11 protein-coding genes are annotated in these 16,086 nt (G+C 67.5%); 8 read left to right on the top strand and 3 right to left on the bottom strand.

Going from position 1 to position 16,086, the window contains the following annotated elements:
- Window positions 1–76 precede the first annotated feature (76 nt).
- From L0C25_RS12275 to L0C25_RS12295, 5 genes are all read left to right on the top strand, one after another.
- Window positions 77–862, top strand: a complete 786-nt coding sequence (locus L0C25_RS12275; RefSeq protein ID WP_271631932.1) for an IclR family transcriptional regulator — start codon at window positions 77–79, stop codon at window positions 860–862.
- A 183-nt stretch (window positions 863–1,045) separates the two neighbouring features.
- The gene (locus L0C25_RS12280) at window positions 1,046–2,317 is read left to right on the top strand and encodes a hydroxyacid-oxoacid transhydrogenase (protein WP_271631933.1); all 1,272 of its coding nucleotides are present in this window, start codon (window positions 1,046–1,048) and stop codon (window positions 2,315–2,317) included.
- A 29-nt stretch (window positions 2,318–2,346) separates the two neighbouring features.
- Window positions 2,347–3,744, top strand: a complete 1,398-nt coding sequence (locus tag L0C25_RS12285; protein ID WP_271631934.1) for an MFS transporter — start codon at window positions 2,347–2,349, stop codon at window positions 3,742–3,744.
- Window positions 3,745–3,815: 71 nt separating this feature from the next.
- Window positions 3,816–5,270 carry a MocR-like pyridoxine biosynthesis transcription factor PdxR gene (gene pdxR, locus L0C25_RS12290; protein WP_271631935.1) on the top strand — a complete coding sequence of 485 codons (1,455 nt, stop codon included), beginning with the start codon at window positions 3,816–3,818 and terminating at the stop codon, window positions 5,268–5,270.
- Between the two features lie 96 nt (window positions 5,271–5,366).
- The gene (locus L0C25_RS12295) at window positions 5,367–6,734 is read left to right on the top strand and encodes an aspartate aminotransferase family protein (protein WP_271631936.1); all 1,368 of its coding nucleotides are present in this window, start codon (window positions 5,367–5,369) and stop codon (window positions 6,732–6,734) included.
- Window positions 6,735–6,746: 12 nt separating this feature from the next.
- On the opposite strand, the gene L0C25_RS12300 is transcribed toward L0C25_RS12295, so the two are convergent.
- From L0C25_RS12300 to L0C25_RS12310, 3 genes are read right to left on the bottom strand one after another with little or no spacing between them, the layout of a single operon-like run.
- Complete coding sequence (locus tag L0C25_RS12300; protein ID WP_271631937.1) at window positions 6,747–8,414, bottom strand: cobaltochelatase CobT-related protein; 1,668 nt, start codon at window positions 8,412–8,414, stop codon at window positions 6,747–6,749.
- Between the two features lie 2 nt (window positions 8,415–8,416).
- Window positions 8,417–9,391, bottom strand: a complete 975-nt coding sequence (locus L0C25_RS12305; protein ID WP_271631938.1) for an AAA family ATPase — start codon at window positions 9,389–9,391, stop codon at window positions 8,417–8,419.
- A gap of 22 nt (window positions 9,392–9,413) precedes the next feature.
- Window positions 9,414–10,229, bottom strand: a complete 816-nt coding sequence (locus tag L0C25_RS12310; RefSeq protein ID WP_271631939.1) for an IclR family transcriptional regulator — start codon at window positions 10,227–10,229, stop codon at window positions 9,414–9,416.
- Between the two features lie 153 nt (window positions 10,230–10,382).
- On the opposite strand from L0C25_RS12310, the gene xsc reads away from it, so the two are divergent.
- The 3 genes from xsc (at window position 10,383) to L0C25_RS12325 (ending at window position 15,961) form a co-directional block, all read left to right on the top strand.
- Window positions 10,383–12,173: a sulfoacetaldehyde acetyltransferase gene (xsc, locus tag L0C25_RS12315; protein WP_271631940.1), complete on the top strand. Its 1,791-nt coding sequence runs from the start codon at window positions 10,383–10,385 to the stop codon at window positions 12,171–12,173.
- 220 nt (window positions 12,174–12,393) lie between these two features.
- Window positions 12,394–13,794, top strand: coding sequence for an Ig-like domain-containing protein (locus L0C25_RS12320; RefSeq protein WP_271631941.1), 1,401 nt, complete (start codon window positions 12,394–12,396; stop codon window positions 13,792–13,794).
- Between the two features lie 202 nt (window positions 13,795–13,996).
- Entirely contained in the window at window positions 13,997–15,961 is a 1,965-nt protein-coding gene (locus L0C25_RS12325; protein ID WP_271631942.1) for an Ig-like domain repeat protein, read from the top strand.
- Window positions 15,962–16,086: the final 125 nt, after the last annotated feature.

Below are 16,086 nucleotides of genomic sequence, written 5' to 3' on the forward strand. Positions count from 1 at the left end.
GTTCGCGGCAAGATTCGCAGTACCAGAGGTCGGACGAGGTTCGCGGCGACCTACGCTGGTGCCGAGGAGGGCGAGGGTGAGTAGTAAGCAGGCTCCCGCTGGTACGCAGGCGATCGGGCGCGCGCTGGCGGTGCTCCGGATGCTCGCGGAGTCACCGGACGAGCTGGAGGCGTCAGCGATCTCGTCGGGCCTCGGGCTGTCGGCGGGTACGACCAAGCGCATGCTCGGTGCCTTGGTGGCCGAGAGCCTGATCGCTCAGAACCCGAAGACCGGGCACTTCTACCTCGCGAGCGGTGCGATCCTGCTGGGCCAGGCCGCGCAGCGCGGGTTCGGCCTCGACCGGGCGCTCCCGGTGCTCGAGGACCTCAACGCCGAGACGTCGGAGTCGGTGAACCTCGTCGTACGCGAGGGGTCGGAGTCGGTCGTCATGATGCGGGTGCAGTCGACCCTGCCGTTGCGGTTCGAGCAGCATCCGGGCGCGCGGTTCCCGCTGTACTCGACCGCGTCGGGCAAGGCGATGCTCTCCTGCTCGCCGGATGCCGAGGCGTACGTCGCGTCGCTCCCGGCAAGGATGAAACCTCTGACGGACAACACGCTTCGTACCCCCGCTCGGCTCGAAGCTCAGCTGACCCAGATTCGCGAGCGCGGGTACAGCATCGACGACGAGGAGAACGTCGCTGGCGTCCGATGCGTCGGTGCCCCCGTACTCGACTCGTACGGCAACGCGCAGGCCGCTGTGACCGTTCAGGTGCCTACCGTGCGGATGCCGAAGCGGCGGGTGCTCGAGCTCGGCGAGCGAGTGCAGATCGCCGCCAAGGAGGTCGCTCGCTTCGTGCCGATCGATCGCAGGATGTCCGGCTGACGGAGAGCTCGGCGCGACAGTTTCGTTCAGACTGCGCATCGCTCGGGAACATTCGTCGATGGCCGATCGGCTCGGGATCCGGCCCGACTGGAAAAGCCGGGTGACGGGGTTCACAACTCACTGATCTCGTTCTAGGGTGCTTCACTATGTGGCGACTCCGGCCACATAGTGAAGGGAATTCAGATGGCTTCAGAAACGGGTAACGAGAGCGTCTTCACCTGGGCGGCGCCGCCGATCAAGTTCGGCCTCGGCGCACTCGACGAGATCGGGGCGGAGGCGGTTGCCCAAGGCGCGGCCCGTTGCTTGGTACTCACCGATCCCCGCGTACGTGAGACGGGTACGGCCGATCGGGTACGCGACTCGATCACCGCGGCCGGCGTCAAGGCCGAGGTGTACGACGGTGTCGCTACCGAGCCGACGGACGAGAGCATCGAGGCCGCCGTCGAGTTCGCCCAGGATCGGGAATCGGACTGTTTCGTCGCCGTCGGCGGTGGGTCCGTCATCGACACGGCGAAGGCCGTCAACCTGCTCACGAGCCATCCAGGTACGTTGCTCGACTTCGTCACGCCCCCGATCGGCGGGGGCAAGGCGCCGTGGCTTCCGCTCAAGCCGCTCATCGCGGTGCCGACCACCGCCGGCACGGGGTCGGAGTCGACGACGATCTGCGTCGTCGACCTGCTCCGGCTGCACCTCAAGGCGGGGGTGAGCCATCCCAGCCTGCGCCCCTCGCTGGCAGTCATCGACCCACTGACGACCGTCACGATGCCGCCCGCCGTGACGGCCGCGAGCGGGATGGACGTGCTCTCGCATGCACTGGAGAGCTACACCAGCGTTCCCTTCGACGCCAAGCCGGCGCCCGAGGACCCCAGGAGCCGCCCCGCGTTCTGCGGGTCGAACCCGATCAGCGACGTCTGGTGCGAGATGGCGCTCGGCCTGGTCGGCAAGTACCTGCGTCGTGCCGTCCTGAACGGCCGCGACATCGAGGCGCGCTACCAGCTGGCGCTCGCGTCGACGTACGCCGGAACCGGATTCGGGAATGCGGGCACTCATCTTCCGCACGCCAATGCTTATCCGGTCGCAGGCGCGGTGCGCGACTACCAGGCACGCGACTACCCGCCGATGCCGATGGTGCCGCACGGGCAAGCGGTGTCGTCGACGGCCGCAGCGGTCTTCCGGTGGACGTACCCGGCCGACCCCGGTCGCCACCTCCGGGCAGCGGAGCTGCTGTCCGGACGCACCTTCACGACGACCGACGGCCGCGACGCCCTGCCGGACGTGTTGGCGGAGCTGATGCGCGATATCGCCATGCCGGCCGGCCTGCGCAGCTTCGGCTACACCGTTGACGACATCGACCAGCTCGTCGAGGGCACCTTGAAGCAGACCCGCCAGCTCGCGGTCGTACCTCGACCTGTGACTCGTGACGACCTCGACGAGATCTTCACCGCCTCGCTGTAGCCAATCCGTCCTGCTGGCAAGGAGTTCCGATGAGCAGAACCTCTCCCGGAAACGGGGACAAGGTCTCGGTACGAAGGGTCGCGTTCGCCTCGGCGATCGGTGCAACCATCGAGTGGTACGACTTCTTCATCTACGGCACGGCCGCGGCGCTCGTGTTCAACAAGTTGTTCTTCTCGAACCTCCCGGACTCCGTCGGGACTCTCGTCGCGTTCGGGACCTTCGCCGTCGGCTTCCTCGCCCGACCGGTCGGTGCCGTCATCTTCGGGCATCTGGGCGACCGGGTCGGCCGCAAGCAGATGCTGATCCTCACGCTCGTGATCATGGGTGCGTCGACCTTCGTCATCGGCTTGTTGCCGACGTACGACCAGGTCGGTGTTCTGGCGCCGATCCTGTTGGTCATCATGCGCGTCCTGCAGGGGATCGGCGTCGGCGGTGAGTACGGCGGTGCGGTGCTGATGGCCGTCGAGTACGCGCCGCGTGGACGTCGGGGCTTCTACGGAAGCTGGCCGCAGGTGGGCGTTCCCGGCGGCCTGTTGCTCGCGTCGCTGATGTTCAGCGTGCTCTCCTTCGTTCCGGACGCGCAGTTCGACGCCTGGGCATGGCGGATCGCGTTCCTGAGCACGATCGTGCTCGCCGGGGTCGGGCTGTACGTACGCCTCAAGGTGATGGAGACGCCTGCGTTCGCTCGCGTCCAGGCGGCGCAGAACGAGGCGAAGGTCCCGTTCGTCGACCTCCTTCGTACCCATCGCAAACAGCTCCTCCAGGGCATGGGCACGCGCTGGATCGAGGGCCTCGCGTTCAACGCATACGCAGTGCTGGCGGTCAGCTACGCGACATCGGACGTCGGGGTGTCGAAGTCCGTCGTACTCAACGGCATCGCCATCGGCGCCGCGATCGGGTGTGTGCTCACGCCGGTCTACGGACATCTGTCCGACCGGTTCGGCCGTAAGCGGGTGTACGGGACCGGGGTCGTCGCGATCGTGCTGTACACGTTCCCATCGCTCGCCCTGATCCGAACGGGCTCGACACCGTTGATCTGGCTGAGCATCGCGCTCGGCCTCGGCGTCATCTACGCCGCCATCTACGCGCCGCTCGCGGCCATGTGGTCCGAGCTGTTCGATACGCGGATCCGCTACACCGGGATCGGTTCGGTCTACCAGTTCTCCGGCATCTACGCGAGCGGGCTCACGCCGCTGATCGGTGCCTCGCTGATCGGGTGGCTGGACGGCGAGCCATGGCTGTTCGGCGTGTACATGGTGGTCGTCGGGCTGATCAGCCTCGCCGTGGTCGCGTACATGCCGGAGACATACCGCAAGGAGATCATGCCGACCGTGAGCGCGGACGGCGAAACCGTCGACGCCGGCGCGGGTCGAGAGGTGGCTGCCGGCGGCGAACGCGATGTGCCGCGCGCCGGACTGGGGGCGTGACGGCCGCCGCGTACGGCCTCCATCGGCGGCGAGGCCGGCGGCCGCAGTTCGCGGATCGGTCAGAATGGACCATGACGCGAACCCCGATCTCGATCAGGCGCGACGCGAAGCAGCCGCTGTACGAACAGCTACGCGATGCTCTCGGGCACCAGATCGCGAACGGGGCGCTCGATCCGCGGCTGCCGCTGCCCTCGTCACGCGAGCTCGCCAGCGAGCTGGGCGTCTCCCGCAACACGGTCAACACGGCGTACCAGGAGCTGCTCGCTGCGGGATTCATCGAAGCGCGACCGCGACGCGGGTTCTTCGTCAACGCCGAGATCGCGGTGCCGTTGGAGCCACCCGGCGATCGAGAGCGGGGTGCGGCCGTCGACTGGTCGGAGCACATCGTGCGCCGGGTCGACTCCGGGATGCCCGAGATCGCGAAGGTCCGCGACTGGCAGCGCTATCCGTATCCGTTCATCGCGGGCCAGGTCGCCACCGACTCGTTTCCGCGGCTGGCATGGTCGCGGGCGCTACGGGACGCCTTGGAGAAGCCCCACCTGCACTTCAGCCTGCGTGACGGTGTCGACGAAGACGACCCGATGCTCGTCGAGGCGCTGTGCAAGCACGTTCTACCGTCGCGAGGGATCGAGGTCGAACCCGACAACGTGCTGATCACGCTTGGATCGCAGCAGGGACTCGACCTGCTCGCGCATTCTCTGCTCGGACCGGACCGTACGGTGGGAGTCGAGAACCCGGGATACCTCGATGCCTGGCACATCTTCGTACGCGCAGGTGCCGCGTTCGCGCCGATCGACGTCGACGACAGCGGACTGATCCCGCCGGCCGACCTCGATGGTGTGGACTTGGTCTACCTGACCCCGAGCCATCACAGCCCGACGAACGTGACGCTGTCCATCGGGCGGAGGCACGCGCTGCTCTCGATGGCAGAACGCTCGCGGTCGTTGATCATCGAGGACGACTACGACAGCGAGTTTCGCTATCAGGGAAGCCCGACGCCCGCGTTGAAGGCACTGCCGGGCAGCCAGCGGGTGGTCTACCTGGGCACGTTCTCGAAGTTCCTCGCTCCCGGGCTTCGGCTCGGCTACATGGTCGCCGAGCCCGACCTGATAGCCGAGGTGCGGAACCAGCGGCGTTACCGCGTACGCCATGCGGCCGGGCAGACCCAGCGCGCCATGGCCCTGCTGATCGAGAGCGGCCAGTACCGACGCACGATCCGCCGCCGCAGGACCGACCTCCAGCGCAAGTGGACGAGACTGCGTGACATGCTGCGCGAACAACTCGACTGGGCCGTCAACCCACCGCCCGGCGGGGTGAGCATCTGGCTGACCGGGCCACCGGATCTCGACGGCGTCGAGCTCGCGGAGCGTTGCCTCGAAGCGGGCGTCGTCATCGAACGCGGAGACATCTTCTTCGCCGACCCACAGGCGAACCGTTACCACGTACGCCTCGGCTTCTCGGCCATCGACCTCGAGGCGATCGCTCCGGGCGTACGACAGTTCGCGCAGGTGCTGTCGCGGATGTGACTGGTACCCAAGAACTGGTGGGCAGGTGGATCTTCAACCAACCCACCGCGATGGGTGACAGTTGGCGGAAACCGCCGGCCGAGATGGAGGCTCACCGTGACGCGATCCGACCTTCGGGCCCGTGCGCAGCGACACCTGTTTCCGCATTTCACCAGAGGACAGGCCTGGCAGGCCGATGACATCTCGATGATCGTCCGCGGTGAGGGCAGCTACCTTTTCGATGATCGCGGAAATCGCTTCCTGGACGGGCTGTCCGGGCTCTTCTGCGTCAACCTCGGGCACGGGCGAACCGATATACCCGCCGCTGCCACCAAGCAGATGGAGCAACTGGCGTACTGGACGAACTGGGGCTCCGCGCACCCGGCCGCCGTGGACGCTGCGACGCTGATCGCCGAGCTCGCACCGGGCGACCTGGACGTGACGTTCTTCGTCAACTCGGGGTCGGAGGCCGTCGAGTCGGCGATCAAGTTCGTACGGCAGTTCCATCGCAGCCGAGGTGAGACGTCGCGCACGCAGATCGTCGCCCGAGACATGGCGTACCACGGCACGACGCTCGGTGCACTCGCCGTGACGGGCATCCCGTCGTACAAGGAGCCGTTCGGGCCGCTGATGCCGGGCGTCCTCCGGGTGCCGAACACACACGGAGAGCAGATCCCCGACGGCGGAACGGCGGCAGATCTGCCGAGCGTTCGTGCGATCCGCACCGCGATCGAGGAGGCGGGCCCGGAGACCGTCGCTGCACTGTTTGCCGAGCCGGTGCAGAACTCGCGGGGCGCTCTCGTGCCGCCGGAGGGGTATTGGCAGGCGCTGCGTGCTCTGTGCGACGAGTACGGCATCCTGCTCGTCGCCGACGAGGTGATCTGCGGCTTCGGTCGGCTGGGTGACTGGTTCGGTTCGACCAAGCTCGACGTGATCCCCGACCTGATCACGTTCGCGAAGGGCTCCACGTCCGGGTACGCACCGCTCGGCGGCGTGCTCGTACGCAGGCCGCTCGTCGATCAACTGCTCGAGTCGCCGGAGGCCGGCATGTTCAGCCACGGTGCGACCTGGGGCGGTCACCCGGTGTCGACGGCGGTCTCGGTCGCGAACCTGACGGCGTTGCGGGACGAGGACGTGCCGGGGAAGGTGCGTGGGCTCGAGCCGCACTTCCAGCTCGGGCTCGACCGGCTTCGAGACGCGCATCCGAGCGTTCGGGAGTGGCGAGGCACCGGCTTCTTCTACGCGATCGAGCTGATGGGCAACCGGGACACCGGTCGCGAGCTCACGGCCGACCAGTCGGGCGAGCTCATTCGTGAGGTCATGCCGCGTGCGATGCGCGAGGTCGGGCTCATCACCCGTCCGGACGACCGCGGCGCGACGATGCTGATGCTGTCGCCGCCGCTCGTCTCCGACGCGACAGTGCTGGACGACCTTCTGGACAAGGTGGATGGCGTCCTTTCGGCGGTGGATGGGCACGTCGCGTAGGCGGCGCTGCACTCACCGAACCCGTCGCGTACCGATCAGCGCGAGGAGATCGCGGTACGAATGCATTCCGATACCGGTGTTCGTATCGAGCCGGATCGATCGGGAGTAGTAACGGCTCAGTAGACCGGTGCCGATTCCGACGCCGATGACCTCGACACCGCCCCGCTCCTGCTCGGCGATCGTCGCGCGCAGGTGGTCGTCGAGGTACTCCGGGCCGTTGGCGCGTGCCGTTGCGGTGTCCATCGGGCTGCCGTCGGAGACGACGATCAGAACCCGACGCCCGACGTCCGCGGGCATCCTCGCTGACGCCCAGTCGACGGCCTCGCCGTCGACACCTTCCCGGAACACGTCCGGCTTCAGCAGCGCGGCGAGTCCCCGCCGTCCCTTCCGCCACGGCACGTCGGCGGCCTTGAGCACGAGATGGCACCGCTCGTTCAGGCGACCCGGTGACGCCGGGCCGCCTGCGCGCTGCCAGTCCCGAAGTGCTCTGCCGCCGTTCCACGACGAGGTGGTGAAGCCGAGGATGTCGGTGCGTACGTCTGCGAGCTCGAGCGCATGCCCGAGGACGTCGACGAAGAGGCTGACCTGGTCGAGGTGCGACTTCATCGAGCCGGAGCAGTCGACGAGGACGCCGACCCGACATTGCGGCTCGGCATCGACCCCGGGGCGGACGAACAGATCGCGTCGGTCCTGCGAGGTGACGAGCCGGCTCAGGCGCCGGCCGTCGACGTAGCCCTCCTCGTGGCCGCCTGACCATCCGTGCTCGCGGGGTTCGCGGAACAGCCGATGCAGATCGCGCGCGAGCCGGCGTACGTTCAACCCTGACTCCACGACCTGCACGTCGAGTCGCCGCCGGTATCGGTCGAGCTGCGCCGGCCGGACGAGGTCGACGACGTCGTGCGTCCGGTCGTATGCGGTGGTGAAGACGCCGTACGGTGCGGGCGTCGGACCATCGACCGACGCGCGGGGATGTACCGAGACCCGCTGTGAGGCGGACCCGTCGTCGCCGTCGAGATAGAGCGTGAGCGCGGTCGGTTCGCCATCGTCCGGTGTGCCGACGATGTCCTCGTCGAGCATTGCTGACACGCGTTCGCCGATGGTGGCCGCGATTCCGGCGTACTCTTCCTGGTCCGTACGTGCGCCGCGGAGGCCGGCAACGGCGGTTCCGATGTGCGGGGAGAGCGCGGCGCGGGGCGCCTCGAGTAGGTCTTCGGTCTGTTCGACCACGCGATCACCGGTGAGGCGAGCGCGACAGACCTGGACGGTCGCGTACAGGAGCAGCCCCGACGACGACGCGGTGACGCCGGCATCGTGGACCGCGAGCGACCAACGTACGTGGCGATCTCGCAGATTGGACGCGATGCCCGGCATGGATCGGTCGGCGAGCGACTCGACTCGCAGCTGCTCGAGAATCTCGAACAGCCAGGCCGCGACCGGGTCTGACGGTCGCAGACGCCGATGCAGGTCCGCATCGGAATGCTGCAGATGTAAGGCGATCCCATCTATCGCGCCGCGCGGGGAGATCGGATCGGCATCGTCGGACAGTCGCACGTGCGGTGCCGCGATCGAGACGCGTACGCCACCGCACCGGACGCTGTCGCCGACCAGCTCGGCCGACGGCAAGCCGCTGACGGCGCGGACCGTCGCGCCTCGCATGCCCTCTCGGTCGACGGCGGCCATGCCTACGCGACCGATGTCTTGTCAGCTCCGTTGAGCTCGAGGTCGAAGCAGCGTTGGAAGAGCTCTGCAACGAGCGGTCGCTCCGACTCGTCGCAGCGGTTCACGAACGACAATCGGAACGCGGTCGCGACGTCGCCGAAGACCTCGACGTTCTCGGCCCAGGAGATGACGGTGCGCGGCGACATCAGCGTGGACAGGTCGCCGGCGCGGAAGCTGTCGCGAGTCAGGCCCGCGACGGCCACCATCGCGTCGATGAGCTCGGGGCCACGCCGGTCTGCGACCTCGGGTACACGCGCCGCGACGATGGCGGCCTCCTCACGGCGAGGTAGATATCCCAATGACGCAACGATGTCCCAGCGGTCCAGCTGCGCGTGGTTGAGCCGCTGCACGCCGTAGTACATGCCGTTCAGGTCACCGAGGCCGACCGTATTGGCCGTCGCGAACATCCGGAAGTACGGATGTGGCGTGAGCACGGCGCTCTGGTCGCTCAGCGTCAGCTTTCCCGCGCGCTCCAGCAGTCGCTGGATCACGAACATGACATCCGGGCGACCGGCGTCGTACTCGTCGAGCACGAGCGCGACGGGCCGCCGTACCGCCCACGGCAGAATGCCGTCCTGGAAGCGCGTCACCTGCATGCCGTCCTCGACGGTAATGGTGTCTCTGCCCAGCAGTTCCAGGCGGCTGATGTGGCCGTCGAGGTTCAGGCGTACGCACGGCCAGTTCAGCCGGGCGGCGACCTGCTCGACGTGCGTCGACTTCCCCGTACCGTGCATGCCTTGGGTCAGGACCCTGCGGTTGCGGCTGAAACCGGCGAGCAGGGCCAACGTCACATCACGGTTGAACCGGTACGCGGGGTCGATCTCCGGCACGTGCGCGTCGCGGTCGCGAAACGCTGGGACGATCATGTCGACGTCGATTCCGAACGCGTCGCGCACGTCGACCGTCGTGGTGGGCTCGGACTCGGTCAGGTCGTCCATCTCGGCCTTTCTCGGGTCGTGGTCATTGCGAAGTGCTGCCCTCGGTCTCGATCGTGCTGAGCGTCTCGGCCGCGCGCCGAAGGGCGGGGAGTACGCGCGGTGCGTCGTCCGCGCGGAACCGCATGACCGGTGCCTGCGTGGCCAGACAGAGGTTCGTCCGACCGGACTCATGCGGCACGAGTACCGCGACGCACACCAGGCCGGAGAGGAACTCCTCGTCGTCGATCGCGTAGCCGTTTCGTCGCGCGTCCAAGAGACCGCGCTCGAGCTCGTCGAGGTCGACGATCGTCTTCGGCGTGTGCTGCTTCAGCGGTGCGTGCCCGAGAAGCTTGCGCTGTTGCTGCGGGCCGAGCTGCGAGAGCAGCATCTTTCCGCTGGCGGAGCAGTGGGCCGGCACCCGCGAGCCCGGGTGCAGGTAGAACCGCAACGGCTCGGGTGTCTCGGCGCGGTCGAGGTAGACGACCTCGTTGCCGGAGAGCGTCGTGAGGTTGCACGCTTCGCCGATCTCGTCGACGAGCGCGGTCAGGACGGCGTGCCGCGCCCCGTACTGCGTCGCGTTGAGCAGCAGGTCCTCTGCCAATCGGCGCAATCGGGCGCCGGTGCCGTAATGGCGGCCGTCGCTCTGGCGTACCAGCAGGTCGGCGCTCTCGAGCTGTTGCAACATGCGGTGCAGGGTCGGCTTCGGCGTTCCGGTCTCCTCGGCGAGGCCCTGCAGGGACACGAACTCGTCCTTCGCCGCGATCAGCTCCAGCAGCGCGAACAGCCGCATCGTCGGGGTATCGCCGGCGAGCTCGACCGGTGTCGACTCGTGCGTACGTCCCTGTGTGCGTTGTTGCATGGCGCTCCCGATCTAGTCGAATGGGGGTCGTACCTCATCGTGCCGGACTCGCGCGTTGACGGGATCCGCGCCTCGTCCGTATAGTCGGATCAAATCTCATTTTCAGAGATGAAGCATACAGCTTTTCGAGATATGGCGCGGAGAGGACTCGATATGACGGATAACGGCGGCACGGGTGGTCCGCAGCGGATGACACCGTCGGAGGCCTTCGTCGAGACGATGGCCGCGAACGGCGTCACGGACATCTTCGGGATCATGGGTTCGGCGTTCATGGACGCGATGGACATCTTCGCTCCGGCGGGAATGCGGCTGATTCCAGTCGTGCACGAGCAGGGTGCGGCGCACATGGCCGACGGGTACGCGCGGGCCAGTGGGCGACACGGGGTCGTGATCGGCCAGAACGGTCCCGGAATCAGCAACTGTGTAACGGCGATCGCCGCGGCGTACTGGGCGCACAGTCCGGTCGTGATCGTCACCCCGGAGGCGGGGACGATGGGCATGGGGTTGGGCGGCTTCCAGGAGGCGAACCAGCTGCCGATGTTCCAGGAGTTCACCAAGTTCCAGGGCCACGTGAACAATCCGGCGAGGATGGCCGAGCTCACGGGGCGTTGCTTCGACCGGGCGATGTCGGAGATCGGGCCGGCGCAGCTGAACATCCCGCGCGACTACTTCTACGGCGACATCACCGCCGAGATCCCGCAGCCGCGACGCCTCGACCGCGGTGCCGGCGGCGAGCAGAGCCTGAACGATGCGGCCGATCTGCTCGCCGAGGCCAAGTTCCCCGTGATCATCTCGGGCGGCGGCGTCGTCATGGCCGACGGTGTCGACGAGTGCCGGGTCCTGGCAGAGCGGCTCGGTGCCCCGGTCGTGAACAGCTACCTGCACAACGACTCGTTCCCGGCGAGCCACCCGCAATGGTGCGGGCCGCTCGGCTACCAGGGTTCCAAGGCGGCGATGAAGCTGATTTCGCAGGCCGACGTGGTGATCGCGCTCGGCTCGCGGCTCGGCCCCTTCGGCACCCTGCCGCAGCACGGGCTCGACTACTGGCCGACGGGCGCGAAGATCATCCAGATCGACGCCGACCACACCATGCTCGGTCTGGTCAAGAAGATCACGGTCGGGATCTGCGGCGACGCGAAGGCGTCGGCGGTCGCGTTGAGCGAGCGCCTTCGCGACCGCACGCTCGCGTGTGACGCCACCCGCGACGAGCGCGCGGCCACCATGCGAGCAGAGAAGGACACCTGGGAGCAGGAGCTCGACGACTGGACGCACGAGCGCGACGACTACAGTCTCGACGTCATCGCCGAAGCGGAGCAGGAGGAAGGCAACTGGCTGCATCCACGCCAGGTCCTTCGAGAGCTCGAAAAGGCCATGCCGGAGGACGTTATGGTCTCGACCGACATCGGCAACATCAACTCGGTCGCGAACAGCTATCTGCGGTTCGAGAAGCCGCGCAGCTTCCTTGCTCCGATGAGCTTCGGCAACTGTGGGTACGCGCTGCCGACGATCATCGGCGCGAAGGTCGCCGCCCCGGAACGGCCCGCCATCGCGTACTCCGGCGATGGGGCCTGGGGTATGAGCATGGGCGAGATCATGACCGCCGTACGCCACGACATTCCGGTCACGGCGGTCGTCTTCCACAACCGGCAGTGGGGCGCGGAGAAGAAGAACCAGGTCGACTTCTACGACCGTCGGTTCGTGGCCGGCGAGCTCGACAACGAGAGCTTCGCCGGTATCGCGCAGGCAATGGGTGCCGAAGGGACCGTCGTGGAGAAGCTCGACGATGTCGGTGCGGCGCTCGAGCGGGCGGTCGATGCGCAGCTGAACGAGCGAAAGACCACCGTCATCGAGGTGATGTGCACGCGCGAACTCGGTGACCCGTTCCGCCGGGACGCATTGTCGAAGCCGGTTCGGTTGCTGGAGAAGTACCAGGACTACCAGTAGAGCCCCGTACGTAAGGCCACGAGGCGGCCCGCACCCGATCTCAGGGGCGGGCCGCCTCGTCGTCTGCGGTGCGCGGACCGTCGGCGCGCCGGGACCGCTCAGTGGTCCGACGGTGACGTAGGATCCGGACACATGGTGCGTGCGCCATGCTCTCGGGATCGCCGGAGGGGGCCTCGAGAGGTGCTCTCCTGTCTAGTACAGCTGGTCACTACTGGGGAGCATGATGAGCCGCGCGTACCGGAGGCTCCTGGTGCGCCGCGGCATTGTCGCGCTCTCGGCCGGGGTGACACTGTTCGCCGCGGTATCGCTGATCACGAGTGCCGCGATCGACGCTCCGGTCGCCGAAGACCTCTCCTTCGCCGATGGCATTCATCGCAGTACGCCGTACCGCGGAGGTAGCGCCGCCATCGAGCTGTCCGCCGACGGTGGCGATGGTGAGCTGACGTACGAGATCGTCGACGCGCCGAACGCGGACGGCGAGCCGATCGGGGATGCGAGCGTCGACGGTGACCACGTGCAGCTTTCGATCGACCGTGACGCACCGAGCGGCCCGGCCCGCTTCACGTACGCGGTCGTCGACCAGGACGGTACGCGCAGCGACGACGCAACGGTGTCGTTCGATGTCGCGAACCGGACGCCCCTGACGCGAGACCTGACCCTCACCACGACCCGCGACGCTCCGCTCGACATCTGGCCGTACGCTCGCGACGCCGAGGACGGCGGGCCGTTCGCATGGCGCAGCCCCGGCAACCGGATCACGTACTCCGATCCGGTCCACGGCACCATCGAGCCGTTCTTCGGTGCGGGGGGCAGTGATCCCGAGTTCGCCGAGATCGACCACAAGGTCGTGTACGTGCCCGACCCCGGCTATATCGGTGCGGATCGGTTCACGTACACCTTCACCGATGCGGACGGTGGCGCCTCGTCGAGCACGGTGTCGGTCGACGTCGTCGACGCCGGGGAGCCGAAGCGGGGTTCGGTTGCCGGCGTTCGGTATCGGTGTGCGCTCCACGTCAAGACCGACGAGCGCGGGCGTACAGACCCCGACGGCAAGTACGACGCCCGCGAGACGAGTCGGGTGTCGAGGTACCTCGGTGGCGATCTCGTTCTCGAGGTCGCCGCCCGAGTCGACGTGCCCGCACGGCTCGAACCCGGTGAGACCTACACACCCGCGGACCCGCGGGTCCGACTGAGGCCGCAGCCCGGTCTTGCGGAGCTGCTCGCAGGCGCTCCGGCCGGCGATGCCGACCGGGATCTCGAGGACGTCGGCTTCGGCCAGTCATCGGTCGGAGCCGAACTTTCGATGTCTGCGGGAGTCGCGCGTACTGCATCCGGGCGGTCCCGCGAGATTCCGGTGGACGGACTCACGGCGAAGCCGGTTTCGGCGAGGAGCGACGGCATCGAGCTGGGCTTCGCGGGATCCATGCCCCGGCTGACGGCGCCGCCCTCGGGCGCGGTCGTGGTCTCGCTTCCGCAGGTGTTCCTGGTCGATCTCGCGCTGCATCCGGGGCTGCTCGGCCGCGACGGCTCCATCGGGCTGCGCTGCTACGCCGCGCAGGGTGCGGACCTCCAGGTCGCGCGTATCCCCGTATCGGGCGGCGCGGGCTTTCTGGCCGACTGAGCCTGTACCGCGTAGAGCGGATTCCTAAACTTCGTCGTGGGTTACGAATTGATAACGAATGCCAACTGAAGAGTAACTAGTTGTTACGCGAACGTAGGCGAAGTCGTAGTGTCACCCGAAGTGATGGCCGTCACGCATCTCGGGCTACAAGGGTTGGACTATCGGAGTCCTCCCTGCGCACAGAGGGAGCATCGACGTAGCCATGCGTGCATATCATCGATTACGGCGCGGCCTGCTGGCCTGCGCAATGAGCGCGGCGCTCGTCGCCGGCTCGACCGCACTCACCACGACCACCGCGGATGGCGCGCCGGCTGCACCGATCGCCGACGACGTGAGCGTCTCCGATCCGGTCCATCGACCCGCGAGTGGATACCCCAATCCGACCAGCGTCGAGCTGCAAGCCAGCGGCGGCAACGGGGCACTGACCTACCACATCGTCGATCAGCCCAGTGTCGATGGCGCGGTGCATGGCACTGCGACGATCGACGGCAACGTCGCGACCATCGAGATGAAGGCCAGCGCACCGATCGAGACACCGGCCACCTTCACGTACAAGGCGGTTGACGCTGACGGTGCCGAGAGCAATGTGGCGACCGTGTCATTCGAGGTCTCGGACATCCTGCCGCTGACTCGCAACTTGCACTTCAGCACCGAGCAGGACACGCCGCTCGATATCTGGCCGTTCGCCCGGGATGCGGAGAACGGCGGGCCGTTCTTCTGGGGCGTGCCGGAGCACAGGGTCACCTACGGCGACCCCGCGCACGGGACAGTTCAACCGTTCTTCAACGAGGGCGACGACCTGCCGCAGTTCGCGACGGTGGCGCACAAGGCGACCTATGTGCCCGATGCCGGGTACACCGGTGAGGACTCGTTCACCTACACCGCAGCCGACAGGGACGGCGAATCGACGACGAAGACCGTCACTGTCGACGTCACTGAGCCGGCGCAACGTGCGCGCGGTGAGGTCAGCGATATCCGCTACCGGTGCGCCTACCACGTCAAAACGAACGAGAGCGGTCAAGTCGACCCGGACGGCGAGTACAACGAGTCGACGACGAAGCTGATCGACCGAGTCATGGGCGGCGACGTGGCGTTCCGGATCGATGTCCGGGCGAAGGCGCCGAAGACGCTGGCGCCGGGCGAGAAGTACACCGTGCCCGATCAGGAGATCGACCTGAAGATGCCGCAGGGCATGGCCGAGCTGCTCGCGGGTGACGACATCGCGAGTGGCAACGTTCCGCTGGAGACCGCGGGCTTCGGTCAGACGGCCGTCGGCGGTCAGGCGACCTCGGATGTGCACTTCACCGAGACCGCGACCGGCAACGAGTACGACGTTCCGTTGACCGGGCTGAAGTCGAAGATGATGCCGATGTCGCTTCCGGTGCCGTCTGCTGGTGTCACGATCCCGGTCAAGGGCGCGCTGCCGGAGCTGACCGCTCCGCAGTCGGGCAAGGTCGTCGTGTCGATGCCGGAGGAGTTCTTCATCGACTCGATCCTCGACCCCGGCGTGCTCGGCGGCGCCATCAAGTACGTCGGCCTGCGCTGCTACGCGTTCCCCGGTGAGGACCTCAAGGTCGTCAGTTCCAAGGTGGTCCAGCAGGCGGCGACGACCACGACGGCCACGGCACCGAAGGTCGCGTACGGGCAGCCGGCGAAGGTCAACGTGCGGGTGTCGGGGCAGGCCAAGGGCAAGGTGTCGGTGTTCAAGGGCAAGAAGCGCCTTGGCACCGCGAAGCTGGCCAAGGGCAAGGCGACCATCAAGCTCGGCCGCACCGCGCTGAAGCCGGGCAAGCACAAGCTGCAGGTGAAGTTCGCCGGCAGCACGAGGTTCAAGGCGTCGAAGGCGAAGGCGACGCTGCGGGTGACGAAGGCCAGGTCGACCGTGCGCGCGACGAAGGTCGGGCCGAAGAAGGTCGTGGCGAAGAAGACCCGCGCGAAGGTGCGCGTCAACGTACGCGCGGCGGATCTCAGGCCTGGTGGCAAGGTGACGATCCGCTCCGGCGGCAAGGTCATCGGCAAGGGCTCGGTGCGCAAGGGCGCACTGACCCTGCGGGTGCAGAAGTTCGCCAAGCCCGGCAAGAAGAAGCTGGTCGTCAGGTACGCCGGTAGTTCCACCGTCAAGGCGGGCTCCGATCGGCTGAGCATCCGGGTGGTGAGGCGGCGCTGATCCGCAGATTGGGTGCGCCCGGCCCGGGCTGGGCGCACCCACCGTGCGGCCGACGGCATCTCGGTGGCCGCGTTTGTCTCGGGGTTCGACGGGATGGCAAACCGAGCCATCCCCTTCTTGGAGGG

The organism is Solicola gregarius (assembly GCF_025790165.1).
Lineage (GTDB): Bacteria > Actinomycetota > Actinomycetes > Propionibacteriales > Nocardioidaceae > Solicola > Solicola gregarius.

Coding starts and splice junctions, on each gene's coding strand:
- L0C25_RS12280 (WP_271631933.1), top strand. CDS start 1,046: ATGGCTTCAGAAACGGGTAACGAGAGCGTCTTCACCTGGGCGGCGCCG.
- L0C25_RS12285 (WP_271631934.1), top strand. CDS start 2,347: ATGAGCAGAACCTCTCCCGGAAACGGGGACAAGGTCTCGGTACGAAGG.
- pdxR (WP_271631935.1), top strand. CDS start 3,816: ATGACGCGAACCCCGATCTCGATCAGGCGCGACGCGAAGCAGCCGCTG.
- L0C25_RS12300 (WP_271631937.1), bottom strand. CDS start 8,414: ATGGCCGCCGTCGACCGAGAGGGCATGCGAGGCGCGACGGTCCGCGCC.
- L0C25_RS12305 (WP_271631938.1), bottom strand. CDS start 9,391: ATGGACGACCTGACCGAGTCCGAGCCCACCACGACGGTCGACGTGCGC.
- L0C25_RS12310 (WP_271631939.1), bottom strand. CDS start 10,229: ATGCAACAACGCACACAGGGACGTACGCACGAGTCGACACCGGTCGAG.
- xsc (WP_271631940.1), top strand. CDS start 10,383: ATGACGGATAACGGCGGCACGGGTGGTCCGCAGCGGATGACACCGTCG.
- L0C25_RS12320 (WP_271631941.1), top strand. CDS start 12,394: ATGATGAGCCGCGCGTACCGGAGGCTCCTGGTGCGCCGCGGCATTGTC.
- L0C25_RS12325 (WP_271631942.1), top strand. CDS start 13,997: ATGCGTGCATATCATCGATTACGGCGCGGCCTGCTGGCCTGCGCAATG.